21 protein-coding genes are annotated in these 24,632 nt (G+C 69.6%); 12 read left to right on the forward strand and 9 right to left on the reverse strand.

The features are described 5' to 3' along the window. Positions 1 to 24: 24 nt before the first annotated feature. Both OG978_RS14420 and OG978_RS14425 read right to left on the reverse strand, forming a co-directional pair. Positions 25 to 234: a DUF397 domain-containing protein gene (locus OG978_RS14420; RefSeq protein WP_326765615.1), complete on the reverse strand. Its 210-nt coding sequence runs from the start codon at positions 232 to 234 to the stop codon at positions 25 to 27. Continuing rightward, a complete protein-coding gene (locus OG978_RS14425; RefSeq protein ID WP_326765616.1) occupies positions 231 to 1,088 on the reverse strand; it encodes a helix-turn-helix domain-containing protein in 858 nt (285 codons plus the stop codon). The genes OG978_RS14420 and OG978_RS14425 overlap by 4 nt, the downstream gene beginning before the upstream one ends. 235 nt (positions 1,089 to 1,323) lie before the next feature. On the opposite strand from OG978_RS14425, the gene OG978_RS14430 reads away from it, so the two are divergent. After that, a complete protein-coding gene (locus OG978_RS14430) occupies positions 1,324 to 1,728 on the forward strand; it encodes an ATP-binding protein (protein ID WP_326765617.1) in 405 nt (134 codons plus the stop codon). Then, complete coding sequence (locus OG978_RS14435) at positions 1,725 to 2,069, forward strand: hypothetical protein (RefSeq protein WP_326765618.1); 345 nt, start codon at positions 1,725 to 1,727, stop codon at positions 2,067 to 2,069. The genes OG978_RS14430 and OG978_RS14435 overlap by 4 nt, the downstream gene beginning before the upstream one ends. Positions 2,070 to 2,099: 30 nt before the next feature. On the opposite strand, the gene OG978_RS14440 is transcribed toward OG978_RS14435, so the two are convergent. Both OG978_RS14440 and OG978_RS14445 read right to left on the reverse strand, forming a co-directional pair. Continuing rightward, a complete protein-coding gene (locus OG978_RS14440; protein WP_326765619.1) occupies positions 2,100 to 2,384 on the reverse strand; it encodes a hypothetical protein in 285 nt (94 codons plus the stop codon). 143 nt (positions 2,385 to 2,527) lie between these two features. Further along, the gene (locus OG978_RS14445; protein WP_326765620.1) at positions 2,528 to 3,181 is read right to left on the reverse strand and encodes a hypothetical protein; all 654 of its coding nucleotides are present in this window, start codon (positions 3,179 to 3,181) and stop codon (positions 2,528 to 2,530) included. A 334-nt stretch (positions 3,182 to 3,515) separates the two neighbouring features. On the opposite strand from OG978_RS14445, the gene OG978_RS14450 reads away from it, so the two are divergent. Genes OG978_RS14450 through OG978_RS14460 form a run of 3 tightly spaced genes read left to right on the forward strand, consistent with a single transcriptional unit; the run spans position 3,516 to position 7,524 of the window. Further along, positions 3,516 to 3,941, forward strand: coding sequence for a DUF6507 family protein (locus OG978_RS14450; RefSeq protein WP_326765621.1), 426 nt, complete (start codon positions 3,516 to 3,518; stop codon positions 3,939 to 3,941). Continuing rightward, positions 3,938 to 6,664 carry a hypothetical protein gene (locus tag OG978_RS14455; protein ID WP_326765622.1) on the forward strand — a complete coding sequence of 909 codons (2,727 nt, stop codon included), beginning with the start codon at positions 3,938 to 3,940 and terminating at the stop codon, positions 6,662 to 6,664. The genes OG978_RS14450 and OG978_RS14455 overlap by 4 nt, the downstream gene beginning before the upstream one ends. Continuing rightward, a complete protein-coding gene (locus OG978_RS14460) occupies positions 6,661 to 7,524 on the forward strand; it encodes an immunity 49 family protein (RefSeq protein WP_326765623.1) in 864 nt (287 codons plus the stop codon). The genes OG978_RS14455 and OG978_RS14460 overlap by 4 nt, the downstream gene beginning before the upstream one ends. Positions 7,525 to 7,538: 14 nt before the next feature. On the opposite strand, the gene OG978_RS14465 is transcribed toward OG978_RS14460, so the two are convergent. Next, positions 7,539 to 7,673, reverse strand: coding sequence for a hypothetical protein (locus OG978_RS14465; protein ID WP_256260322.1), 135 nt, complete (start codon positions 7,671 to 7,673; stop codon positions 7,539 to 7,541). Continuing rightward, on the reverse strand, positions 7,670 to 8,668 hold the full coding sequence (locus OG978_RS14470) for an ArsR/SmtB family transcription factor (protein ID WP_326765624.1): 999 nt from the start codon (positions 8,666 to 8,668) through the stop codon (positions 7,670 to 7,672). The genes OG978_RS14465 and OG978_RS14470 overlap by 4 nt, the downstream gene beginning before the upstream one ends. Before the next feature lie 61 nt (positions 8,669 to 8,729). On the opposite strand from OG978_RS14470, the gene OG978_RS14475 reads away from it, so the two are divergent. Together OG978_RS14475 and OG978_RS14480 are read left to right on the forward strand one after the other, a co-directional pair. Beyond that, positions 8,730 to 9,965 carry an MFS transporter gene (locus tag OG978_RS14475; RefSeq protein ID WP_326765625.1) on the forward strand — a complete coding sequence of 412 codons (1,236 nt, stop codon included), beginning with the start codon at positions 8,730 to 8,732 and terminating at the stop codon, positions 9,963 to 9,965. Continuing rightward, positions 9,913 to 10,545 (forward strand): NUDIX hydrolase, encoded by a 633-nt coding sequence (locus OG978_RS14480; RefSeq protein ID WP_326765626.1) that lies wholly within the window; start codon positions 9,913 to 9,915, stop codon positions 10,543 to 10,545. Before OG978_RS14475 ends, OG978_RS14480 begins: the two co-directional genes overlap by 53 nt. On the opposite strand, the gene OG978_RS14485 is transcribed toward OG978_RS14480, so the two are convergent. Beyond that, positions 10,508 to 11,155 (reverse strand): mycothiol-dependent nitroreductase Rv2466c family protein, encoded by a 648-nt coding sequence (locus OG978_RS14485; RefSeq protein ID WP_326765627.1) that lies wholly within the window; start codon positions 11,153 to 11,155, stop codon positions 10,508 to 10,510. The genes OG978_RS14480 and OG978_RS14485 overlap by 38 nt on opposite strands. Before the next feature lie 133 nt (positions 11,156 to 11,288). Here OG978_RS14485 and pepN (OG978_RS14490) point away from each other — a divergent pair, with 133 nt between their 5' ends. The 5 genes from pepN (OG978_RS14490) to pepN (OG978_RS14510) all read left to right on the forward strand — a co-directional run bounded on the left by pepN (OG978_RS14490) (position 11,289) and on the right by pepN (OG978_RS14510) (position 22,753). Further along, positions 11,289 to 13,910, forward strand: a complete 2,622-nt coding sequence (gene pepN / locus OG978_RS14490; RefSeq protein WP_326765628.1) for an aminopeptidase N — start codon at positions 11,289 to 11,291, stop codon at positions 13,908 to 13,910. 216 nt (positions 13,911 to 14,126) lie between these two features. Then, positions 14,127 to 15,209 (forward strand): hypothetical protein, encoded by a 1,083-nt coding sequence (locus tag OG978_RS14495; protein ID WP_326765629.1) that lies wholly within the window; start codon positions 14,127 to 14,129, stop codon positions 15,207 to 15,209. Positions 15,210 to 15,438: 229 nt separating this feature from the next. Further along, the gene (locus OG978_RS14500) at positions 15,439 to 18,750 is read left to right on the forward strand and encodes a S8 family serine peptidase (RefSeq protein ID WP_326765630.1); all 3,312 of its coding nucleotides are present in this window, start codon (positions 15,439 to 15,441) and stop codon (positions 18,748 to 18,750) included. Positions 18,751 to 18,940: 190 nt separating this feature from the next. Further along, entirely contained in the window at positions 18,941 to 19,969 is a 1,029-nt protein-coding gene (locus OG978_RS14505; protein ID WP_326765632.1) for an aspartate-semialdehyde dehydrogenase, read from the forward strand. Between the two features lie 201 nt (positions 19,970 to 20,170). Continuing rightward, positions 20,171 to 22,753 (forward strand): aminopeptidase N, encoded by a 2,583-nt coding sequence (pepN, locus tag OG978_RS14510; RefSeq protein ID WP_326765633.1) that lies wholly within the window; start codon positions 20,171 to 20,173, stop codon positions 22,751 to 22,753. Positions 22,754 to 22,831: 78 nt separating this feature from the next. Here the strand turns inward: pepN (OG978_RS14510) and OG978_RS14515 are convergent, their stop codons facing one another. Together OG978_RS14515 and alc are read right to left on the reverse strand one after the other, a co-directional pair. Further along, positions 22,832 to 23,323 (reverse strand): hypothetical protein, encoded by a 492-nt coding sequence (locus OG978_RS14515; protein WP_326765634.1) that lies wholly within the window; start codon positions 23,321 to 23,323, stop codon positions 22,832 to 22,834. Positions 23,324 to 23,444: 121 nt separating this feature from the next. After that, entirely contained in the window at positions 23,445 to 24,584 is a 1,140-nt protein-coding gene (gene alc, locus OG978_RS14520) for an allantoicase (protein WP_326765635.1), read from the reverse strand. Between the last annotated feature and the right edge of the window lie 48 nt (positions 24,585 to 24,632).

Genomic DNA, 24,632 nt, shown 5'->3' on the forward strand with positions numbered 1-24,632 from the left:
AGCTGTCCGTCCGGCCCGGGTGCGTCAGCCCCCGAAGGCCCCGCGCTTCACTCCGTCCAGGAACGCGGCCCACCCCTCGGGAGCGTAGAACTGGAGCCCGCCGCCAGGGTTCTTGCTGTCCCGCACAGCCCGGCCACCGTCGGCGGTGTGGGCTATCTCGACACAGTCGTTGGCCTGCCCGCCGCCAGAGTAGGACGACTTCGTGAAGTGGGTGGTGATCTCCGGGCTGTTCACATTTCCTCATTCTCGATGGTGAGGCCGTCCATGATCTCGCGGATGAACGCCACACTCTTGTTCGGCGTGAGGGCCGCCGACCGGAGTGCGTCAAACGCGTGCACGTAGCCAGCCATAGCGTCGGGGTCTTCCAAAATGACGCAGTTGGAAACCGTATCGTGAACAACGACTTCCGGGGATGTCTCGCTCGCGTAGGAGAAGCCGACGAACGCCGGTGAGACCCTGGCGGCGGCCCACTCACTGACGGGGAGCACCTGAATGGTCACGTTCGGCTGCTTGGCCATCTTGATGAGATGCCCCAACTGCGCCCGACGAACGGCGAGATCGGGCATCGGGCCCGTAACCACGGGCTCCCAGATGACTGCCGCGAACCGTCGACCGTTCTCCTCGAAGATCCGACGCCGCTCCTGGCGCACCTTGACGACCAGATCGGCCGCCGCCTCCTCGACGACATCGGGGCTGGCATCGGTCAGGGCTCGCGTGTACTCAGGGGTCTGGAGCAGCGCCGGCACGAGCAGAGGGTGCCAGGTACGGATATACGTCGCATCGGACTCCAGAGACAGGAAGTCACCCAGGATTTCACGCATGGGATGACCGGTTTCGAAGTCGAGCCACCAGCCACGCTTGTTGCTGTTCCGAGCCAGTTGCTCCAGCAGTTTGCGCTCCGCCGCGTCCTCGACCTCGTACAGGTCGAGCAGCACGCGCACGTCACCCACGCGTGCACTGACCGCCCCGGATTCGATCCGACTGATCTTGGCAGTTGAGCACGCCACCGCCTCGGCGGCATGTTCCTGGTCCAGGAGCGCGTTCAAGCGCAGGCGCTTCAGCGCCGCCCCCAACCGGCGACTGCGCACCGTGGACTTCCCACCTGCGGGCATACGTCCCCCTCACTCTCCAAGCCAGTGTGCCCACTAACTGTTCGCAGGCGCTAGCGACTTGACCCCGACGAGTGAATGCAAGCTTGCACTCACGATTCACTTGCCTTTCGTCAGAACCTACCTTTAGCGTGGCTTGCGTCACATCACGCTACTGAATGACAGCACTCCGTGACCGTGAATCCGCCTGCCCACCCACGACCTTGGGGGACCCATGTCCGGGCGCACGCACATCAAGAGATTCCGGGCCCGCAGGGACTCCGTCCCCGCCGCCCGACGCCACGTCGAGAGCATCCTGACCGAGTGGAGGCTCGGCGGGCTCATCGACGAAACCACCCTCCTCGCAAGCGAGTTGAGCACCAACGTCGTCAACCACGCCAAAGGGACCGGCGACTACTTCGAGCTCGGCTTACGCCGCCGCAACGGCACCCTCGTGCTGGAGGTCTCCGACTCGCACCAGTGGCGGATGCCCGAACTCCGCACCCCCACGCTCGACGACCTCTCCGGCCGGGGTCTGGTCATCGTGGACGCGGTCGCGGCGAAGTGGGGCGTACGGCCCCGTGACCCCGGCAAGACCGTCTGGGCCCATCTGGCCATCGGTCAAGCCGAGTTGACATGAGGCGGCCCCTCACAACCGCCTGGCGGTGCGAGGTCACCATCGACGGACTGCTCGTACGGGCCGAGCACGCCGCCACTCCCCCGCAGGCGCTGATCCGGATGCGGGTCTCCGTACGGACCCTGCTCTCCGCGTTCGACGCGGAGGACCGCGACCGCACCTTCCGCTGGCTCGACCACGGCCAGCGGGAGGCCGTCATACGGCTCAAAGCCGGCGAACCGTACCCCTACACCACTCGCGCGGGCGAACGCGTCATCGAATGGTCCGCGCGCCCCGTGTCGGCCCTGCCCCTGGCCACGGTCATCGCGGTTTCGTGTCGATGGTCTCCGCGATGTTGGACATGACGGACCAGGTAATCGCCTTCCGGCAGTTACTCAGGCCCTTGTCCTCGATGTACAGGGTGTTGTCCATGCCGACCCGGTAGTTCTCCCGGGGCACCCTGTGTGAGTGTCCCGGTCCCCCTCGCCCGCGGTATAGGTGCGGGTCTGCTGCTTGGGGCCCTGCACACTCGCCAGCGCACCGGGGGCTCCGTCGGGGCGCAGCAACGTCTCCAGTCCTTGTTGCACGGGGTCCGGCCCGGCGGCGGTCGCGGGTGCCGCCAGGCCTGCGGTGACGGCGGTGGCCAGGGCAAGGGCGGTGAGGGCGAGGCGGGTACGCATCGAGGTTCCTCCGGAGGAGCGTTGACGGCCTTGGTGGCAAAATCAACCCTGGTGGGAGCAGTCGCCTTTGCCCATCCGTGATCGCCCTGACCGGACCCCGTGATTCGCCCCTGAGGCGCGGCCCGCCTCTTGCCCCGAGCGGCTCAGGACGCGCTTCCTGAGTCCTTCCCCACCCGGTCGTGCAGAAGGTCGATGGCCGCCTTCGCCTCCGTCACAGTCGCACCGGTCGACTTGCGCCAGGTGTTGATCGCCTGGATGCGGTCGCCCGCACGTGCGTGGGCGACGGCGAGCCTCGCGTGGAGCGGGTGGCCCGGCAGCCGGGCGGGAATCGGGCGGCCGCGCGGCTCGCCGTGGCGGCCGCTGGGGTCGAGTTCGTCGAGCGAGGAGTGCAGCCCGTGGACCGGCGCTCGCCCTGCCGGCTCCTCGTCGCGGACCGCCACGAGCTCCCAGCGGAATTCCGCGGGCGGGGCCCCCTCGTGGTCCAGGCCGATTCCCAGCAATCCGGGATCGTCGATCAACTGGCAGACGTTGTAGAGGACTTCATGCTGCATCTCCCGTACCAGGTCGGTGAGATCGTCCGGGTCCACGCCGCACGCCAGCACCCGCTGGAGCGCGCTCGCCCCCGGGCCGACGGGATCGTTACCCTGCTGGTGACCCCTCAGCTCGGGTTCGAGCCAGGACGGGTGACCATCGGTGTAACTGTCCTCGTCGACGACCATGCTCCACAGCGCGGCGAGGAACGACTGGAGTGCCCGCGCCGACTGGTCGTCAGGGTGGGAATCTTCGCGCTCGACCATCGGCCAACCCTGTCAGACGGGACATCCGGGGATGCCGACGACCCCGAAGTCGCGATCCACGGCCCAAGCACCGGCCCGTCCACGAAACCACCGTGCCTCCGCCAGCAAATCCGCCGCCTGGGTGCGGAAGCGCAGAGCCAGCCCCGGCTCTCACACGAAGCCCATGTGAACGCACGAACCTGGTCTCCCCATCACGCACTGGCCACAGTTGGCTGATTGTTGATTTGCTGATTGCATCAGCGATGTCCGAGTTGATAAAGAAGAGCGTGCGAACGGTTGTTCAGACTTCCGGAAGCCCCTGACGTCGAGGGCAACCGGCACGAGGGGGCTCTCCATGGTGGCATGGGACATCAGACCGCAGGGTGTGCAGGGGCAGTTGAAGGTTGTCGGTACGCATGCCGGTGATCTGGAGAAGGCCCTGACGGCGCTGATGACGACGGTGTCGGAGGCGGCTCAGGCGGCGGGTACGGCGGTGCCGGGCCCGCAGGCGGTCACGCACCTTCAGGGGCCGGTGGCTCCGGGTCAGGCGCCGTTGTCCCGCCAGGCGATGGGGCCGGTGGCCGCGGCGCTGGGTGAGTATCTGGGTGTGCGCAAGAAGGACCTCAAGGCGGCGGCCGAGCGGATCGAGGCGTCCGTGCTGGGTGCGGTGGAGGCCACCAACGCGTACTGCGAGGGTGATCTGGAGACGGCCAGGAACGCGCAGGACGCGGCGAGGGCCGTACGTCTGGACGTCCTCAAGGGCATGCAGGGTCACCGGTGAGTGACGCCGAGCCGGTCGACCCGGTGGGGATACCGGTGTTCACCGGTGATCTGGCGCTGCTCGACACGAAGGTGACGGCTCTGTCGGGCCACGGGGCCGCGATCGCGACGGCTGCCGGTGATGTGCACAGCAGCTTCGGCGGGCTGAGCGCCTTCTACAAGGCGCCCGAGGCGGAGCAGTTGTTCGCGACGACCAGGCCGGTGGCGGCGACCGGGCTGTCTCTGAGTTCGGACCTGTGCGTCATCGCCGGTGCGCTGAGTACGTACTCGGACGATGCGTTCCCGCTGGTGGAGAAGCTCAAGGAGCTGAAGCGGGACGCGGTCGCCTTCCGGGTCAGGGCCGAAGGCGACGACGAGTGGCGCGAGGACGGTGACCTGGTCGAGGAGAACAACCGGCGCCGTAGCGAGATAGCCGAGGTCTGGACCGCCTTCCAGGAGGTGGAACGGGCCTGTCACGCCAAGATCGTCGCCCTGGTCGGCGGCAAGGCGCTGAAGATCGATGACGGCTCCGGCAAGAAGGAGGGCGTGTACGGGTACGACGCCGAGGCCCTCAAGCAGGCCAAGAGCCTGCCCTGGGGAGAGGCGGTCGAGGAGTCGACGCCCTGGTGGCAGGTGTGGGAGCACGCCTACGACTTCGGCAAGGGGTTCCTCGTCGACGGGGTCTGGGGCACCCTCAAAGGCCTGGGCACCCTGGCCGGCTTCGAGGGCGGGGACGCCGCGAAAGAGGCATGGACCGGTCTGGCCAAACTCGCCACCGGGCTCTCCCCCGCCGCGATGCTCGTCCTGCACGCCCTGCCCGGCGACCACTCGGCCTGGATACGCGACTCCCAGACCGCGGTGAAGGAGACTGGCAAGGCACTGATCGCCTGGGACCAGTGGGGCAGCAACCCCTCCCGCGCCGCCGGAGCGGTCACCTTCAACGTCCTGACCACCGTCTTCACCGGCGGCACCGGCGGCGCCGCAGCAGGCGCGGGCAAAGCCGGCCTGGCCGCCAAGGCCCTCTCCCTCACCAGCAAGACCGCCCGCGCCGTGGACCCCATGACCTACGTCTTCAAGGGCGCGGGCGTCGGGCTGAGGAGGATCGGCGACGTCATGGCCGGCCTCAAGGGCCTGGGCCACGTCGAGTTCCCGCCCCTCCCCGATCACGTCATCACCCTCCCCGAAGGCACCCTCAGACTCCCCGACGGCACCCTCCGCCTCCCTGAAGGCGCCACCGTCCCCGAAGGCGCGACCACCCTCCCCGACGGCACCGTCAAACTCCCCGACAACGCCGTCGCACTCCCCGAAGGAACGGTCAGATCCCCCTTCGACGAAGGCGCCTCCTACCTCGACCGCCACGGGAACCTCTACAACGAGGACGGCACCCTCGCCCAACGCGCCGACCAGGCAGGAACGAACCCCCACACACAAACCCCGGACCCCATACGCGAACCGGCCCTGACCGGCGCAGGCGCCCGTACCGGCGACGACGCCATCCACCTCGGCAACGACCTGGGCGACCTCGGCCGGCCCGGAAGCGACGCATCGGGCGGAAGTGCGGGCAACCATCTGCCGGGCAGCGGCCCCCACCACGCACCTGGCGGCGGAGTCGGCGACAACACACCCAGCAACCATCTGGACAGCAACGCCCCCAGCGGCAGATCAGGCGGAAATGGGCCTGCCCACCACACCGGGCCATCAGGCACAGGCCCCACCGCCGGCCACGACCTCCACACCGGCTCCGGCCACCCCGGCCCTCCGGGCACCGGCGGCCGCGGCGGCGGCACTCACATCGGCGACAGCGCAATCCCGCCGCAACGCCAGCCCGTGCCACGCCCCAGCTTCATGCGCGACGGCGCCAACCCCTACGGACCTCGCAATTCACTCACCCGAGAGCAGATCGAGGAAATCCAGGTCCACCGCGCCAACGAAGAGCCGGGTTACTTCGAGCGTTACTACAGAAAAGACGGAACACGCATCAGGGTGGAGCGGAACGACGCAAGCGGCTTTGCGCCACCGCAGCTCACCCGACTGTCGGAACATACCCCGTGGATTCGCGCCAAGGATGTTCCAGCTCCCCCCACCCCTCACTACCTGGACGAGGGATATGTTTCCGCGAAAGCGGAAACAGTCAAAAGCAAGTTCAGACTAAAAATCCTGGAAGAGGCCACGAGGAAGCGACACTTCGCCATCCGGTGGGACAACCTGGTAACGGAATGGAAGGCAGAGGCGGCCAGGGCCCATGAAGCTCAAGGCACGTTCGAATCAGCCGGGCTCTGGGGGGAGGCAAAAGGCACATACAAAGAATCCCACACCCAGATGGGACATGCCGCCGAGGAATTCGGGGAGAAGGTGGCCGAGTACCATTACATGGCCGAGCAACATCCGGGGTTCCAGAAGGAAGAACTTCTCGGCCCGAACAGCGGAAACGACCAGTTCGATCAAATATGGACGCACGAAGACGGGCGCGTCGTTGTCATCGAGGCGAAGAGCAGCACGACGACAGAACTTGGGAGAAGGACCCTACCAAACGGTAAGCAAGTTTCCCAAGGAAGCAAAGAATATTTCTCAGAAATCCTCAAACTCATGGAAAAGCGAGGAGAAACAAAGCTCGTCGACGCCATAGAAAGAGTCCTAGGAACAGAAAAGCTCGAATATGTCGTAGTTAAGGGAGAAAAGAACTCAGGGACGTACAATGGCTACAGGTACAGGCGATTCGATATAAGTAAGGGAACTATTTCGTGACCGAATCCTTCATCCGCCACGCCTTGCCCGGCGGCCCCGACGCCGAGAGCTTCGCGGAGCAGCTGAGTGAGCGAGTAACCAGGCGAATCGACAGGACTGAAGAGTCCGCAGACGTGATCGACTTCGCATTCAGTACGGCTGTCATGGCCCTGAATGCTCATTGCGTCGTCGACCCACGAGCAGCGAATGCAGAGACGTGGGAGGCCGCAGTCAACGCGATGCAGCTCGGCTCGGCACTCTTCGCCGTGACGGGGATGAGCGAAGGAACAATCGAGTGTCGCATCGACCGAAAGCTACGAACTCTCCCGGCTGTCGGCCCGTTGTCGGCCGCTGATGCGGGCAACTGGCTGACGGCGTTCTGGCTTGCCGTCATCTGCCGTGAGCAGCAGCGGATGACACAGTTGTGCGAGATCCCGCTGGAGCGGCTGCACGCTCCGGAGGGGGCGTACGACGAGTACATTTATCACTGGGTCGATGCGCTTCAGACCTACTGGCTTCGGCGGCCGGGGCTGGTGGAGAAGCTCACCGCCGCGATCGAGATGTCAGACCCCTCGGTGGCACGGATCGCCCCGCTCGACCTGCTGCAGGGGCAGCTCTATCCGCCGATCAACCTCTTTTACCACTTCGTCACCAGGGACACCGAGGGCTTCACGCCTGCCCTGGTCGAAGCCCTGAAACTGCACCAGGCCTACTGGACCCTGACCGAGGAACGCACCACCGACATCGACGGCAGCATCGCCCTCGGCCCCCTCGCCATCGCCTGCCTCGCCTATGACGGAAAGTTCCCCATCGGCGTCGAATCCGAGTACCTGCCCAAGCATTTCCTCCAGCACAGCTGGCTCGGCGAATTCCCCACCTGAGCCGTCCCGGCGCACTACAGCCAGCACTTCTCGCGCGCGATGCGGACCGCTCGGCCAGTTGGGAAGCCGGGGCGACCGAAGGTGATGACGACGACCTTCGCAGCCGGGAGCTCGCGTTGCAGGGCCGCCGCCGCATCGATGCCGGTCATGCCCGGGGGGAGCACCGTGAGCCGCCCCGCTGAGCCCCCACCAGCACGTCCCCCGCATCCGTGCGGAAGTACAGGACCGATCGGCCGGCTCTGCGGCGGTCTGCCAGGCCCGCGTCGAGGAGGATCTTGAGGTGGCGGCCGACCGAGCCGAGGGCCTGGTCGGTCAGGGCCACCAGCTGGGTGGTGCTCTTCGGGTCGGCGAGGAGGACGAGGAGAGCTGCTCGCCCAGGACCGAGGAGGCGGGACAGGCTGTCCGGGACCCGGGCCCGGTCCGCGTCGGCCAGGGTGCCGGAGCAGGGGTAGACGACCGCGTAGCGCTGGGCTTCGTCGTCCCAGGAGACCCAGCCCGAGCGCTGGGTGACCGGGACGAACAGCAGCCGTACGCCGAAGAGTTGCTTCGGGGGATAGTCGTACGCGTTGATCTGGAGCCGGCTCCCGCCGAGCCACCGCATTCCCGGGCGCAGACCGCTCAGGGCGGCGGCCCAGCCGCCCTGGCTCAGCTGACCGGTCCGCGCGACGATGTCCGCCTCGATGATCCGGCGGCGGCGCGGCCAGTCCGGGAGCACGGTGTGCAGCCAGACCCAGTGCAGGACGTCGGCGGCTCGCTGGGCCAGGTCGTCGCGGTCCAGGAGCGCCGGGAGTGGGGCGCCGCCGAGCGACACCGCCAGGTCCGCACGGGCGCGCTCGGGGGTGGTCGACCGGGCGGGGGCCAGCTCCTCCTCGAAGGACGGGGCGCCCTCCCCCGTCGGCGTGGGCGTGATGAAGTCCGCGTTCCAGCTGCCGCCGAGCGCCGCCGGTATGAGAAGTGCCGCGACCGGGTCGGCGGCCTGCCGGGCGCGGTAGGCGGGCAGATGGGCGTCGAGCCAGGCCCGTTCGCCGGGGTGCTCGGGCCGGCCCCGCTCCAGGGAGTTCAGTGCGGAGACGGTCTCGGCGAGGGGTGAGACGACGAACCGGCTCCCCGCGAGCGTGTCCGTGTCGATCTGCCACGTACCCATGACGTTTCGCCTCCGCGCGAAACTGTAACGGTCGTCCCGGGCCGCCGCCGAGACTCCCCGCATGCGCACCTACCGGGAACTCTTCCGTACGCCGCAGTTCGGACCGCTCTTCGCGACCAGTGCCGTACAGGTCGCCGCGTCGACGACGAGCGGGCTGGCCCTCGGCACCCTCGTCTACGCCGCGACCGACTCGCCGCTGCTCGCCGCCCTGTCCATGTTCGGCTCCTCGCTCGCCCAGATGATCGGGGCGACCGTGCTGATGTCGGCGGCGGACCGGCTGCCGCCCCGGGCCGCGATGACCGGTCTGGCGCTCGCCTTCGGGCTGGCCACCGCCGTCCTCGCCGTGCCCGGGCTGCCGCTGCCGGTGGTCTTCGCGATCATCCTGGCCGAGGGCGTGGTCGCGGCCGTGGGCGGCGGTGTGCGGTACGGACTGCTCAACGAGGTGCTGCCCAAGGACGGCTATCTGCTGGGGCGTTCCGTACTGAACATGTGCTCCGGCCTGATGCAGATCGGCGGGTTCGCGCTCGGTGGGCTTCTGGTGACGACGCTCTCCGCGCGCGGCACGCTGCTGGTCGCCGCCGCCCTGTATCTGACGGGTGCGGCGGTCGCCCGGTTCGGGCTGATGCGCCGGCCGCCGCGCGCAGCCGGGCGGCCGTCGGCTGCCGAGACCTGGCGGATCAACGCCCTGCTGTGGTCCTCGGGCCCGCGCCGCCGGGTCTATCTCGCGCTCTGGGTGCCGAACGGGCTGATCGTCGGCTGCGAGTCGCTCTTCGTCCCGTACGCCCCCGAGCACGCCGGGCTCCTCTTCGCCTGCGCCGCGCTGGGGATGCTCATCGGGGACACCGTGGCGGGCCGGTTCGTCGCGCGGCGCTGGCGGGGGCGACTGGCCACGCCGTTGCAGCTGCTCCTGGCCGCCCCTTATCTGCTCTTCGCCGCGCGCCCGGCGCTCCCACTGGCGCTCGCCCTGGCGATGCTCGCCTCGGTCGGGTTCTCGGCGAGTCTGCTGTTCCAGGAGCGGCTGATGGCCCTGACCCCGGACGAGTTCACCGGTCAGGCGCTCGGCCTGCACTCCTCCGGGATGCTCACCATGCAGGGCGTCGCGGCGGCGCTGGCCGGCACCGTTGCCCAGTGGACCTCCCCCGCGACGGCGATGACCGTGATGGCGGCGGCCTCGCTCGCGGTCACCCTGGCCCTGACCGCGGCCGGTCGCCGGGCCGCGGGAGCCGTGGATAGTGTGGCGCCGCATGGGACTTCGGAAGCGGTGGACGTCGCGGGTTCTGCTGATCGACAAGCATGACCGGCTGCTGCTGTTGTGCGGCAGGGACCCCAGGCGGGACGGTGCCCGGTGGTGGTTCACCGTCGGCGGTGGGGTCGAGGACGGCGAGGATTATGTGCGGGCCGCGATACGGGAGGTCCGGGAGGAGACCGCGCTGAGGCTGCCGGCCGACCGGCTGGGGCCGGTGGTGTGGACCCGGCAGACACTGTTCAGCGTGGACGGTCAGGGCTTCGACCAGTACGAGGAGTACCGCGTGGCCCGCGTCACCGCCGCCGAGGTGGCGGCGATGCGGGTGGAGACCGACGAGGCCCGGTACGGCCATCGTTGGTGGCCGGTGGACGAGCTGGCGGTCACCCGGGAGACGGTCCGGCCGAAGGGGATGGGCGGGCTCCTGCCGCCCCTGCTCGGGTGCCCTTCCCCCGGTCGGCCGCCGCTGGACCTGGGCGACTTCGACGAGGACGAGGACCCCGACCGCCACCCCCGGCGCAGAACGGCTCGCCGCACGCGTGAGGCGGGGCGGTGCGGGGCCGTGCGGCGGACGGCCCCGCGCCGCGCCTGGTGGATCAGTCGAAGATCGGGTCCTGCGTCCGGGTCCGCTTGATCTCGTAGAAGCCGGGGGTCGACGCCACCAGCAGCGTGCCGTCCCACAGCTTCGCCGCCGCCTCGCCCTTCGGGGCGGGGGTGACGACCGGGCCGAAGAAGGCGATCTGCTCGCCGTCCGCGCCCGGCACGGCGATGACCGGGGTGCCGACGTCCTGGCCGACCTTGTCGATGCCCTCCTTGTGCGAGGCGCGCAGCTCGGCGTCGTACACGTCCGAGTCCGCGAAGTCCGCCAGCTCGACGGGCAGGCCGACGTCCTGGAGCGCCCCCACGACCGCCTCGCGGGTGGCGCCCTCGCCCTGGTTGTGGAAGCGGGTGCCGAGCGCGGTGTACAGCGGGCCGACGACCTCGTCGCCGTGCTTCTGCTGGGCGGCGATGACTACGCGGACCGGGCCCCACCCCTTCTCCAGCAGCTCGCGGTACTCCTCCGGCAGCTCGTCGATCCGGTCCTCGTTGAGGACGGACAGGCTCATCACGTGCCAGCGGACCTCGACGTCGCGGACCTTCTCCACCTCCAGCATCCAGCGGGAGGTCATCCAGGCCCAGGGGCAGAGCGGGTCGAACCAGAAATCGACAGGGGTCTTGCCGGCCGCCGTGCTGTTGTCGGGCATCGTCTCTCCTCGTAAGGGCGATCGCATCTGTGCGCAGAACGTCCCCGGAGGCGCCCGCCATTCCCGAGTGCCGGGCCGAGTAGCAGCATGGGAGGATCAAAACCATTCGAACGTGACACAAAGGAGTGCGCCCGTGCCCGGTGAGAACCTGTCCCGCGACGAGGCCCGAGCAAGGGCCGAGCTGCTGACCGTCGACGGTTACGAGGTCGAGCTCGATCTGCGTTCCGCCGTCGGTGGTCCCGACGGGGGCCAGGACGCCGCCTCCGCTCCGCGGACCTTCCGCTCGGTGACCACGATCCGGTTCCGCAACGCGCGGGCGGGGGCGTCGACCTTCGCGGATCTGGTGGCGCCGGCCGTGAACGCGGTGACGCTGAACGGGCGGTCGCTCGATCCCGCCGCGGTCTTCGACGGCACGCGGGTGGCGCTGGACGAGCTGCCGGAGGGCGAGAACGTCCTGGTGGTCGACGCGCAGTGCGCGTACAGCCGGACCGGTGAGGGCATGCACCGCTTCGTCGACCCGGAGGACGGCGAGGTCTACCTCTACACGCAGTACGAGCCGGCCGACTCGCGGCGCGTCTTCACCAACTTCGAGCAGCCCGACCTGAAGGCCCCCTTCCGCTTCCAGGTGACGGCGCCGGAGGGCTGGACGGTCTGGAGCAACGGGGCGGAGGAGTCGCGGGACGGCGGGGTCTGGCGGTTCGCCGAGACGAAGCCGATCTCCACGTACATCACGGCGGTCGTCGCCGGTCCGTACCACTACGTGACGGACTCCTACAGCCGTACCTTCGAGGACGGTACGACGCTGGAGATCCCGCTCGGCGCGATGTGCCGCAAGGGGCTCGCCCGGCACTTCGACGCGGACGACGTCTTCCTGATCACCAAGCAGGGCCTGGACTTCTTCCACGACAACTTCGACTACCCGTATCCGTTCGGGAAGTACGACCAGGCGTTCGTGCCCGAGTACAACCTCGGCGCGATGGAGAACCCGGGCTGTGTCACGTTCCGCGAGGAGTTCATCTTCCGCGGCAAGGTGACGCAGGCCGCGTACGAGGGCCGGGCCAACGTCATCCTGCACGAGATGGCGCACATGTGGTTCGGCGACCTCGTCACCATGCAGTGGTGGGACGACCTGTGGCTGAAGGAGTCCTTCGCCGACTTCATGGGCGTCTTCGCGATGGTCGGGGCGACCCGTTTCGAGAACGGCTGGATCACCTTCGCCAACAATCGCAAGTCCTGGGCGTACCGCGCCGACCAGCTGCCGTCCACGCACCCGATCACGGCCGACATCCGTGACCTGGAGGACGCCAAGCTGAACTTCGACGGCATCACGTACGCCAAGGGCGCCTCGGTCCTGAAGCAGCTGGTCGCGTACGTGGGGCGGGAGGCGTTCCTGGAGGGTGCCCGGCGCTACTTCAAGAAGCACGCCTACGGCAACACCCAGCTGGGCGATCTGCTGTCCGTGCTGGCCGAGACGTCCGGGCGTGACATGACCGCCTGGTCGCGGTCGTGGCTGCAGACCGCGGGCGTCAACTCGCTGACGCCGGTGGTGACGTACGACTCGGCGGACCGGATCACGGAGCTGGCGGTCCTCCAGGAGGCGGCCGACTCCCACCCGGAGCTGCGGCCGCACCGGGTCGCGGTGGGCCTGTACCGGTGTGCCGCCGACGGCGACCTGGTGCGGTACGCCCGCGCCGAGGTGGACGTGGCCGGTCCGCGCACGGTGGTCGGGGAGCTGGCGGGGGCCGAGCGGCCCGAGCTGATCCTGGTCAACGACGACGACCTCACGTACTGCAAGGTCCGCTTCGACGAGGTGTCGCTGGCCACGCTGCGGGCGCACCTCGGTGACATGACCGACCCTCTGGCGCGGGCGCTGTGCTGGTCGGCGCTGTGGAGCCTGACCCGGGACGGTCTGATGCCGGCCCGCGACTTCGTCTCGCTCGTCCTGGCCTTCTCGGGCCGGGAGTCCGACATCGGCGTGCTGCAGATGCTGCACATCTGGACCCGGACCGCGCTCGTGCAGTACGCGGCGCCCGGGTGGCGCGAGGGGGGCGGCCGGGCGCTGGCCGAGGGTGCGCTGCGGGAGCTGCGGGTCGCCGAGCCGGGCAGCGAGCACCAGCTGGCGTGGGCGCGGTTCTTCGCGTCGGTCGCCGACTCGGACGCGGACTTCCAGCTGCTGTCCGGGCTGCTGGACGGCTCGGCCCGGATCGACGGGCTCGACGTCGACCAGGAGCTGCGGTGGGCGTTCCTGTCCCCGCTGGCCTCGCACGGTGTGGCCGACGAGTCGGTGATCGATGCCGAGCTGGACCGCGACGACACGGCGTCCGGCAAGCGGCACCAGGTGCGGTGCCTGGCCTCCCGGCCCTCCGAGGCGGTCAAGGGGCAGGCCTGGGCGGGCGTCGTGGAGTCGGAGGCGCTGTCCAACGCGTTGGTGGAGGCGACGATCTCGGGCTTCACCCAGTCGTCGCAGCGGGAGTTGCTGGCGCCGTACGCGGGCAAGTACTTCGACGCGATCGAGCGGGTGTGGGCCGAGCGGTCGATCCAGATCGGGGTGATCGTGGTCAAGGGCCTGTTCCCGGCCCTTCAGGACGACCCGTCGACGCTGGCCGCGACGGACACGTGGCTGGCCGCCCACGCGGATGCGGCGCCGGCTCTGCGGAGGCTGGTACTGGAGGCCCGGGACGATCTGGCGCGGGCGTTGCGGGCGCAGGCGTGCGACGCGGGCGCGGCGGAGGCCGGGGCCGGGGCCGGGATCTGACGGACGCGGGGCGGGCCGGGGCGGTCCGGGGCGGGGCCAGGTGCCCTGCCCCGGACCGCCCCGGCCGCCTTCGGCTGCCTTTCGGCCGCCGGAAGGCGGCCGAGACGGGCCCTTTCGGTCGTCGAACGTGCGTACTTTAGGACGGCGTTGTCCTGAATTGTCGACGAGCGTGTAACAGGGGTTAGCACCGTGGTGCCATGCGGGATACCCCGAAGCATGACCCAGAACACCCCGCCCTCCCCCTGCCACCCCCGCATCGCCGACGATCTCCGCCAACGCGTGCTGTCCGCAGCGCAGTTGAGGGAGCAGGGCGTGTCCGCCGCGCAGGCCGCCGCGCACTGCGGGGCCGGTGGGCCGTGGCAGCAGCCGCTGCCCGGCGTGTACGTCCTGCACCCGGAACCGCCCACCGGCGAGGAACGGCTGCGTGCCGCCCTGCTGTACGCCGGACGGCCACCGGCCTCCGGCCGCCGGAGCGTACCGGCGCAGTCGGGACGGGAGCCGGAGACGGAGCCCGGGTACGGCGAGGCCATGCTCACCGGGCTCGCCGCGCTCGCCCTGCACGGGTTCGCCGCCGTGCCGCCGCCCGCGTCTGCGGACGACATCGACGTACTGGTGCCGCGCACCCGGCGGCTGCGCCCGGTCGGGTACGTGCGCCTGGTGCGCTGCTCCGAAGCGCCCCGCGCCGAGCAGGTGCACGGCCTGCCCGTGGCCCCCGTGGAGCGGGCGCTCGCGGACGCGGTCGCCGGGCTCGGGGACCCCTTGGCCGTGCGCGGGCTGCTCATCGAGGCGGTGCGCGGCGGGTACTGCGAACCAGCCGCCGTCGTACGCGAGTTGAGCCGCGCGAAGCTGCTGGGCCGGCCACAGGTGGTGCAGGCCGTCGACTCGTTCCTCGCCGAGGGCCGGGCGCTGGCGGAGAGCCGGCTGTACGACATGGTGCGGACGTACGGGCTGCCGGAGCCGCTGTGGAACGTGGAGCTGCGCCTGCCCGGCGGCCCCTGCCTCGGCGGCGTGGACGCCTACTGGCCCGAGCAGGCGGTCGCCGTGGAACTCGACACCAAAGCGCCGCGGCGCGGCGGGCCCGACGACGGCCGGTACCGGGAGGAGCGGGAGCAGGGGGGCCGGTGGTCCGGGTACGCCGCGGAGCGGGAGCACCTGGAGCGGCTCGGCGTCACCGTCGTCCGCCTCGCACCGAAGAAGCTCCGCGACGCGAGCGAGCAGCAGGCGGTCGTGGTGCGTACGGCGCTGATGGCGGCGGCCGACCGCGAACCGGCGGCGTATGTGATGATCCTGCCCCGTTGAGAACGGCGGGCGGGTCATAGGCGTCGCTCAGCGGGTCATGGGCGTCACCCAGCGGGTCACAGGCGCCGCTTATTCACCGCTTTATTCCTGATGGCACATCAGCCCCGGTGGCGGAAGCCCGCCATGTCCTCATCTCGCCCCCTTCAACTCTCCACAAACCCCGGTCATTTACGAAAGGGTGAGCGGTCATCCGGTACCGAATTCCGGACTCTCTCTTTCATATCCAGGGATGCTGATGACCTCCGAGTCCCCCAGTTCCATACCCGGGGCGAGACGCGCGGCCCGAGTCGCGGCCGCTGCCGGTCTGGTGGCCGCGCTGGCCGCCACCGGTGCCGCCCCCGTCTTCGCCGCCGACGCCCCTGCCCCCGCTCCCGTGAAATCGGCCGCCAAGGGCGCCACGGCCGACAAGCTCGGCACGAACGACGAGCAGCTGCTGGCCAAGGCGAAGGCCAAGGGCCAGAAGAACGTCACGATGATGGTCGCCACCACTCCCGGTGCGACCGAGCAGGTCGCCAAGCAGCTGGACGCCGTCAAGGGGTCCGTGCTGGGACGTGCGTACGACAAGCTCGGCTACGTACGGGCCACCGTGCCCACCGCGTCCGCCGACGCGACCATCAAGGCGGCCTCCAAGCTGTCGTCCGTCCACGGCATCGATCTCAAGCAGGAGATCAAGCTGGACGACCCGACCCCCGCCGCCGACCGTGCGGCCGGTGCCAAGGCCGGCATCAGGGCGACCGGTTCCTACCCGGCGCCCGGCAAGAAGACCCCGGCGAAGAACCCGTACAACCCGTCCTTCGAGACGGGCGCGGTCGACTTCGTCCAGCAGCACCCGAAGGCCGACGGCCGCGGGGTGACCATCGGCGTCCTCGACTCGGGTGTCGACGTCGGCCACCCGGCGCTGCAGAAGACCACCACCGGCGCCCGCAAGATCGTCGACTGGGTCACCGCGACCGACCCGGTCAGCGACGACGACGGCACCTGGCTGCAGATGACGGACGCCGTGTCCGGCCCGGTGTTCACGTACGAGGGCCGTACGTACAAGGCGCCCGCGGGCGAGTACAAGATCAAGCTGTTCGCCGAGGCCGCCACCAAGGGCGGCGACATGGCGGGCGACCTGAACCGCGACGGCGACACCACCGATGTCTGGGCCGTGCTCTACGACCCGGTCACCGGCACCACCCGCGTCGACCTGAACAACAACGCGGACTTCTCCGACGACGCCGTCATGAAGCCGTACAAGGAGAAGCACCAGGTCTCCTACTTCGGCAAGGACGACCCGCGGACCGATGTCGTCGAGCGGATCCCGTTCGTCGTCGAGACCCGCAAGGACGTCGTCCACAACGACGCCGGTGACACTTCCGACTTCGTCAGCATCGGCGTCATCGAGAGCGAGCACGGCACCCACGTCGCGGGCATCACCGCCGCGAACGGCCTGTTCGGCGGCAAGATGAACGGTGCCGCACCGGGCGCGAAGATCGTCTCCTCGCGTGCCTGCACCTGGTCCGGCGGCTGCACCAACATCGCGCTCACCGAGGGCATGATCGACCTCGTCGTGAACCGCGGTGTCGATGTCGTCAACATGTCGATCGGTGGCCTGCCGCCGCTCAACGACGGCAACAACGCCCGCGCCGAGCTCTACAAGCGGCTCATCGACATCTACGGCGTCCAGCTGGTCATCTCGGCCGGCAACGAGGGCCCGGGTGTCAACACCATCGGTGACCCCGGTCTCGCCGACCACGTCATCTCCGTCGGCGCGTCGATCTCCAAGGAGACCTGGGCCGCCAACTACGGCTCGAACGTCACCAAGAAGTACGACATGCTGCCCTTCTCCTCGCGCGGTCCGCGTGAGGACGGCGGCTTCGCGCCGATCCTGACGGCCCCGGGTGCGGCCATCAACACCACCCAGACCTGGCTGCCCGGCGGCCCGGTCAAGGAGGCGGGCTACTCGCTTCCTGCGGGCTACTCCATGCTGCAGGGCACCTCGATGTCCTCGCCGCAGGCCGCCGGTGCGACCGCGCTGCTGCTGTCCGCCGCGAAGCAGAAGCACATCGAGCTGCCCCCGGCCGATCTGCGCACCGCGCTGACCAGCACCGCCACCCACATCAAGGGTGTGCCCGCGCACGCCCAGGGCTCCGGTCTGATCAACATCGTCGGTGCCTGGAAGCAGATCGAGAAGCAGGGTGCCCCGGCGCACGAGTACTCGGTGAAGGCCCCGGTCGACACCGCGATCGACTTCGCGCTGAAGACCCCCGGCTTCGGTACCGGCCTGTACGACCGCGAGGGTGGCCTGAAGGCCGGCCAGAAGAAGTCGTACGACGTCACGATCACCCGCACCACGGGTCCGGACAAGGCCGTCAAGCACAAGCTGTCGTGGAAGAACAACGACGGCACCTTCAAGCTGGCCGGTTCGAGCACGGTCTCCCTGCCGCTGGGCAAGCCCGTCACCGTCAAGGTGCAGGCGAAGCCGGGCAGCGCGGGCGTGCACAGCGCGATCCTGCGGGTCGACGACCGCAAGACCGTCGGTGTGGACCAGCAGGTCCTCACCACGGTGGTCGTCTCCTCGAAGCTCGTGAAGCCCGCCTACGCGTTCAAGACGTCCGGCTCGGTTCAGCGCAACGGCACCACGTCGTACTTCGTGACCGTGCCGGAGGGCGCCAAGACCCTTGAGGTCGCCATGGGCGCGCTGCGCTCGGGCAGCCAGACCCGCTTCATCTCCATCCACCCGTACGGGGTGCAGTCGGAGGACAGCTCCACGATCTTCTGCTACCCGAACTACGAGAACCCGGCCAACACCTGCCGTCCGGACGTGCGCTCGTACAAGGACCCGCAGCCGGGCGTCTGGGAGATCGAGGTCGAGGCACGGCGTACGTCGCCGCTGCTGGACAACCCGTACAAGCTGGATGTCTCGCTGCTCGGTGCCACCTTCGACCCGGCGGTGCAGACCATCGCCGAGGCGAAGATCGGCACCCCGGCCGCGGTGAACTGGAAGGTCACCAACAACGCGGGTGCCCTGGAGGGCGCGCTCAAGGGCGGCTCGCTGGGCTCGGCCAAGGTCGCGAAGCCGTCGATCAAGACGGGCGACCAGCAGGAGTACACGGTCACCATCGGTGAGGGCGTCGAGAAGCTGGACGTCGCCATCGGCGGCACCTCGGACGCCAACGCGGACCTGGACCTGTACGTCTACCGGGGCGACAGCGAGGTCGGCAAGTCCACCACGGCGGGCTCCGAGGAGGCGGTCAGCCTGGCGGACCCCGCCGCCGGTACGTACACCGTCGTGATCGACGGCTACGACGTCCCGGCCGGCACCACCACGTACGACTACCGCGACGTGTACTACGCACCGTCGCTCGGCACGATCAAGGTCGACGAGTCGAAGGCCGTGAACCTGGCCAACGGCGCCTCGGCGCAGATCGGTGCCGAGGTCGCGGTCGCCGGGACGGCCCCCGAGGGCCGGCAGTTCTTCGGCGAGGTCCACCTGGTGAACGGCCACGGGACCCCCGCGGGCACCGGCAGCGTCGTGATCGAGAAGGTCACGCCGTAACGGTCACCGTGTGATCCGTACGACATGCACGGCAGTGGGGCGGGCGCTCGATGGAGCTCCCGCCCCACTGCTGTGCGCCCGGCCGGGCGGGCGCTGTCCGTACCCCGGACAATGGATTGGACAAGGAAGCCGTTTGCACCCGCATCATGGACCGGCAACCGTGCCACCTCGTACGTTCGAAGGAGTCCCTGTGAAGGTCGGAATCGTCGGCGCCACCGGTCAGGTCGGCACAGTCATGCGCAGGATCCTGGCCGAGCGCAAGTTCCCGGCCGACGAACTGAGGCTGTTCGCCTCCGCGCGCTCCGCGGGCTCGACGATCGAGTGGCAGGGCCGCGAGATCACCGTCGAGGACGCCTCGACGGCCGACTACACCGGGCTGGACATCGTGCTGTTCTCGGCCGGTGGCGCGACGTCGAAGGCGCTCGCCGAGAAGGTCGCCGCGCAGGGTGCCGTCGTGATCGACAACTCCTCCGCCTGGCGCAAGGACCCCGAGGTCCCGCTCGTCGTCTCCGAGGTCAACGCGCACGCGATCGCGAACCGGCCCAAGGGCATCATCGCCAACCCGAACTGCACCACGATGGCCGCCATGCCCGTGCTGCGCCCGCTGCACGACGAGGCCGGTCTCCAGACGCTGACCGTCGCCACCTACCAGGCGGTGTCCGGCTCCGGTCTGGCCGGCGTCGCCGAGTTGCACGGCCAGGCGGCCAAGGTCGTCGCCGACGCCGACAAGCTCACCCACGACGGCGAGGCCGTCGAGTTCCCCGAGCCGGGCGTCTACAAGCGCCCGATCGCCTTCAACGTGCTGCCGCTGGCCGGCTCGATCGTGGACGACGGCTCCTTCGAGACCGACGAGGAGCAGAAGCTCCGCAACGAGTCCCGCAAGATCCTGGAGATCCCGGAGCTGAAGGTGTCCGGCACCTGCGTCCGCGTCCCGGTCTTCTCCGGTCACTCGCTCCAGGTCAACGCCCGTTTCGCCCGCCCGATCAGCGTGGCGCGCGCGTACGAGCTGCTGAAGGACGCGCCGGGCGTCGAGATCTCCGAGATCCCCACCCCGCTGCAGGCGGCCGGCAAGGACGCCTCGTTCGTCGGCCGGATCCGGGTCGACGAGACCGTGGAGAACGGCCTCGCGCTCTTCGTCTCCAACGACAACCTGCGCAAGGGCGCGGCACTGAACGCGGTGCAGATCGCGGAGCTGGTCGCGGCGGAGCTGAACGGCTGAGAGCCTGCCGGGTGACCTCAGATCCGCCCGGTCGGAGGTCACCCGGCAGGCTCTGACGCCCGACGGATACGGGAAAGGGCGGCCACCGGTGTGCGGTGGCCGCCCTTTCGTAAGCGCGCACCCGCCGCGGACCGGGCCCCCCGCCGGAGTCTGTGGCGTGGAAGGATGACCAGAAACGTCACATACCAAGGAGATGACCGCGTGCCTGGCACCAATCTGACCCGCGAAGAGGCACAGGAGCGGGCGCGCCTGCTGACCGTGGACGCGTACGAGATCGATCTCGACCTCTCCGGAGCGCAGGAGGGCGGCACCTACCGGTCCGTGACCACCGTGCGCTTCGACTCCGCCGAAGCCGGTGCGGAGACCTTCATCGACCTGGTCGCCCCGGCCGTGCACGAGGTCGAGCTGAACGGCAAGGCGCTGGATGTCGCGGCCGTGTTCCGCGACTCGCGCATCGCGCTCCCGCACCTGGTCGCGGGCTCCAACGAGCTGAAGGTCGTCGCCGACTGCTCGTACACCAACACGGGCGAGGGCCTGCACCGCTTCGTCGACCCGGTCGACCAGCAGGCGTACCTCTACACCCAGTTCGAGGTGCCGGACGCGCGCCGCGTCTTCGCGAGCTTCGAACAGCCGGACCTGAAGGCGACGTTCCAGTTCACCGTGAAGGCACCGGCGGGCTGGACGGTCATCTCGAACTCGCCGACGCCCGAGCCGCAGGACAACATCTGGTCCTTCGAGCCGACGCCGCGCATCTCTTCGTACATCACGGCCCTGATCGTCGGCCCGTACCACTCGGTGCACAGCAGCTACGAGAAGGACGGCCAGTCCGTCCCGCTCGGCATCTACTGCCGTCCGTCGCTGGCCGAGTTCCTCGACGCGGACGAGATCTTCGACGTCACGCGGCAGGGCTTCGACTGGTTCCAGGAGAAGTTCGACTACGACTACCCGTTCGCCAAGTACGACCAGCTGTTCGTCCCGGAGTTCAACGCCGGTGCGATGGAGAACGCGGGCGCGGTCACCATCCGCGACCAGTACGTGTTCCGTTCCAAGGTGACGGACGCGGCGTACGAGACGCGGGCCGAGACCATCCTGCACGAGCTGGCCCACATGTGGTTCGGCGACCTCGTCACCATGGAGTGGTGGAACGACCTGTGGCTGAACGAGTCGTTCGCCACGTACACCTCGGTCGCCTGCCAGGCGTACGCCGAGGGCTCGAAGTGGCCGCACTCCTGGACCACGTTCGCCAACTCCATGAAGACGTGGGCCTACCGCCAGGACCAGCTGCCGTCCACGCACCCGATCATGGCGGACATCCGTGATCTGGACGATGTGCTGGTCAACTTCGACGGGATCACCTACGCCAAGGGCGCCTCGGTCCTGAAGCAGCTGGTGGCGTACGTCGGCATGGACGCGTTTTTCAAGGGCGTCCAGGCGTACTTCAAGGCGCACGCGTTCGGCAACACCCGGCTGTCCGACCTGCTGGGCGCCTTGGAGGAGACCTCCGGCCGCGACCTGAAGACCTGGTCGAAGGCGTGGCTGGAGACGGCGGGCATCAACGTCCTGCGCCCGGAGATCACCACGGACGAGAACGGCCACGTGACGTCGTTCACCGTGCTCCAGGAGGCCCCGGCCCTCCCTGCCGGTGCGAAGGGCGAGCCGACGCTGCGGCCGCACCGCATCGCCATCGGCTGCTATGCCATCGACACCGCCGGCTCCGGCAAGCTGGTCCGTACGGACCGCATCGAGCTGGACGTCGACGGCGCGCGCACGACCGTGCCGTTCCCGGCCGGCACCGCCCGCCCCGCCGTGATCCTGCTCAACGACGACGACCTCTCGTACGCGAAGGTCCGGCTCGACGAGGAGTCGCTGCGCGTCGTCACCGAGCACCTCGGCGACTTCACGGAGTCCCTCCCCCGCGCCCTGTGCTGGGCCTCCGCCTGGGACATGACCCGCGACGGCGAGCTGGCGACCCGCGACTACCTCGCCCTGGTGCTCTCCGGCATCGGCAAGGAGTCGGACATCGGCGTCGTCCAGTCGCTGCACCGTCAGGTGAAGCTGGCGCTGGACCTGTACGCGGCGCCGGAGTGGCGCGAGGCCGGGCTGACGCAGTGGACCGAGGCCACCCTCGCGCACCTGCGCGCGGCGGAGCCGGGCAGCGACCACCAGCTGGCCTGGGCCCGCGCCTTCGCGGCGACGGCCCGTACCCCGCAGCAGACGGACCTGCTGCAGTCGCTGCTCGACGGCAAGGAGACGGTCGAGGGCCTGGCCGTCGACACGGAGCTGCGCTGGGCGTTCGTCGAGCGGCTCGCCGCGACCGGTCTCATCGAAGAGGACGAGATCGCCGCCGAGTACGAGCGTGACAAGACGGCGGCGGGCGAGCGCCACGCGGCGACCGCCCGTGCGGCACGCCCCACCGAGGAGGCGAAGGCGGAGGCGTGGGCCTCGGTCGTCGAGTCCGACAAGCTGCCGAACTCCCTCCAGGAGGCGGTCATCACCGGCTTCGTCCAGACCGACCAGCGCGAACTGCTGGCTCCGTACACGGAGAAGTTCTTCGCCGCGGTCAAGGACGTCTGGGACTCGCGCAGCCACGAGATGGCGCAGCAGGTCGCGATCGGCCTCTACCCGGCCGTCCAGGTCTCGCAGGCCACGCTGGACACCACGGACGCCTGGCTCTCCTCGGCGGACCCGAGCGCGGCCCTGCGCCGGCTGATGTCGGAGTCCCGTTCGGGCGTGGAGCGGGCGCTGAAGGCCCGGGCCGCGGACACGGCGGCGGCCACGGCGTGACGCGCTGACCGGTGAAGCAGTGAGGGGCGCCTCCCGCGGTGGGGGCGCCCCTTCTCGTCTTCCCACCCGGCTGTCGGATCACAGCCGGAAGGTGTTGCCGACCAGGTCGACCACGACCTCGATCTCCGCTCCCACGGTCGCTTCCGCCGCGCCGTAGGGACGCGGGAAGCTCGCCTCGAACGGCGGGAAGCCGGTCCCGCTGACCCGTACGCGAATCCAGATCAGCCGGGAACCGCCGTCCGCGGTCGTGTCCTCGGGCCCGACCCCGGTCACTTCCGCACTCGCCCCGACCCCGGCGGCTTCGAGCCGGAGTGTCGCCCGCCGCACGTCCCAGTGGTGGAGCACCGTGCCGAGTCCCACGTAGGCGACGAGTGCCGCGAACAGGCCTCCGGCGATCAGGAGCCCCAGGTCCACGCCCTCGGCGTCTCCCGACGCCGCTCGGATTCCGGCGACCAGCGCCGCACCCGCGCCACCGATGAGGAGGACCAGGCCCACGGTGCATCCGATCACGGCCAGGACGGGACCTATCGGTTCCATCCGCTCGGGCCCGGTGCTGCTCTCCTTCGGCATCGCAGAACCGTAGCCCGTGGCGGGTCCGCGTGCACCGGTGCGGGTGCGGGAATCCGCCGGTCTGGAAACCGCCCGTCGGACGGGCGCCATCGCGCAACCGTCCGACGGACGGAGCAGGGTGTTACGCGCCCGACTCCTCGTAGCGGCGGGCCAGTTCGGCCGCGCCCGACTCCGTAAGGCTGCCGTGCAGGCGCATGCGGGCGACGCCGCCGTCCGGGAAGGCGTCGAGGCGGACGTGGGTGACGATCGCCTGGGCGCGGAGCGGGAAGCGGTGCAGGGCGTCGGGCTGGAGCCTGGTGCGGGGGATGATCTCGAACCACTCGCCCGTCTCGCCGTTGCGGCCCTGGAGGGCGATCCAGCCGGCCGAGTTGCCCTTGAGGCAGGCCGTGTCGATCTCGACCGCGCGGACCGCGCCCTGGGCGGGGAGGCGGAAGCGGACCCAGTCGTTCGTGTCGCGGACCCGGCGGCGGCGGTTCTCCCAGCCGTCGTCCATCTTGCGGGAGGTGCCGGGCAGGATGATCTGGGTCGGCGAGGAGTAGAAGCGGTCGGAGGCGTCCTCGTAACTGCCGCCGTTCAGGACCGAGATCAGGTCGAACGTGCCGAGCGTGGCGAGCCAGGACGGGTCGGGGAGGACCTCGCCGTGGACGCGGAGACGGGCGATGCCGCCGTCGGGGTGCTGGCACAGGCGTATGTGGGTGCAGCGGCGGCCGCCGGTGATCTCGAAGCCGTTGGCGGCGTGGCCGCGTACGGGGGTCGGTGGGACGATCTCCTCCCACTTCACGTCGTCGGCGAGGAGTTCGGCGGGGCTGGGCGTGCCCTCGACCGTGGTGGCCTGGATCGAGACGCGCTGCGGGTAGTTGCCGCGGAAGTGGGCCGTGTCGACGACGATGCCGCGGATGATGCCGGGGGCGCCGAGGCGGATCAGGGCCCAGTCGTGCTCGTCGGGGGCCGGGAACGGGTGGTCCGCGTCCGCGCCGCGCCGGCGGCGGGTCTCCCAGCCGTCCATGATCTTGCCCTTGTGGCCGAAGTGCTCGGGGTCGAAGGCCGCGCGCTCCCGGAGCAGGAGGTTCTCGCGCTGGGCGAAGAACTCGTCGTTGGCGGCGATCACGCCCGCGCCGAGGCGGCGGTCGGCGAGGTCGACGAGTTCGGTGAAGGGGAGGTCGGTGGTCCGGTAGTCGGCATACGGGTCGCCACCGCCGTACGGGGCCGCGTCGTTGGCGTGGGGGTCCTCGTGGTGGTTCTCATTCTCGTCGAAGGTCATGCGCCTACTGTCACGGCGGACAACCCATCAGGTCCATCGAAAGTTTTT

This window comes from Streptomyces sp. NBC_01591 (genome assembly GCF_035918155.1).
Taxonomy (GTDB): domain Bacteria; phylum Actinomycetota; class Actinomycetes; order Streptomycetales; family Streptomycetaceae; genus Streptomyces.

Bases quoted from the DNA above. Each gene is read 5' to 3' on its own strand.
- OG978_RS14430 (WP_326765617.1), top strand. From the start codon at position 1,324: ATGTCCGGGCGCACGCACATCAAGAGATTCCGGGCCCGCAGGGACTCC.
- OG978_RS14445 (WP_326765620.1), bottom strand. From the start codon at position 3,181: ATGGTCGAGCGCGAAGATTCCCACCCTGACGACCAGTCGGCGCGGGCA.
- alc (WP_326765635.1), bottom strand. From the start codon at position 24,584: ATGACCTTCGACGAGAATGAGAACCACCACGAGGACCCCCACGCCAAC.
- OG978_RS14450 (WP_326765621.1), top strand. From the start codon at position 3,516: ATGGTGGCATGGGACATCAGACCGCAGGGTGTGCAGGGGCAGTTGAAG.
- OG978_RS14485 (WP_326765627.1), bottom strand. From the start codon at position 11,155: ATGCCCGACAACAGCACGGCGGCCGGCAAGACCCCTGTCGATTTCTGG.
- OG978_RS14495 (WP_326765629.1), top strand. From the start codon at position 14,127: ATGACCCAGAACACCCCGCCCTCCCCCTGCCACCCCCGCATCGCCGAC.
- OG978_RS14440 (WP_326765619.1), bottom strand. From the start codon at position 2,384: ATGCGTACCCGCCTCGCCCTCACCGCCCTTGCCCTGGCCACCGCCGTC.
- OG978_RS14480 (WP_326765626.1), top strand. From the start codon at position 9,913: ATGGGACTTCGGAAGCGGTGGACGTCGCGGGTTCTGCTGATCGACAAG.
- OG978_RS14475 (WP_326765625.1), top strand. From the start codon at position 8,730: ATGCGCACCTACCGGGAACTCTTCCGTACGCCGCAGTTCGGACCGCTC.
- OG978_RS14515 (WP_326765634.1), bottom strand. From the start codon at position 23,323: ATGCCGAAGGAGAGCAGCACCGGGCCCGAGCGGATGGAACCGATAGGT.
- OG978_RS14465 (WP_256260322.1), bottom strand. From the start codon at position 7,673: ATGACCGGCATCGATGCGGCGGCGGCCCTGCAACGCGAGCTCCCGGCT.
- OG978_RS14470 (WP_326765624.1), bottom strand. From the start codon at position 8,668: ATGGGTACGTGGCAGATCGACACGGACACGCTCGCGGGGAGCCGGTTC.
- OG978_RS14500 (WP_326765630.1), top strand. From the start codon at position 15,439: ATGCTGATGACCTCCGAGTCCCCCAGTTCCATACCCGGGGCGAGACGC.
- OG978_RS14435 (WP_326765618.1), top strand. From the start codon at position 1,725: ATGAGGCGGCCCCTCACAACCGCCTGGCGGTGCGAGGTCACCATCGAC.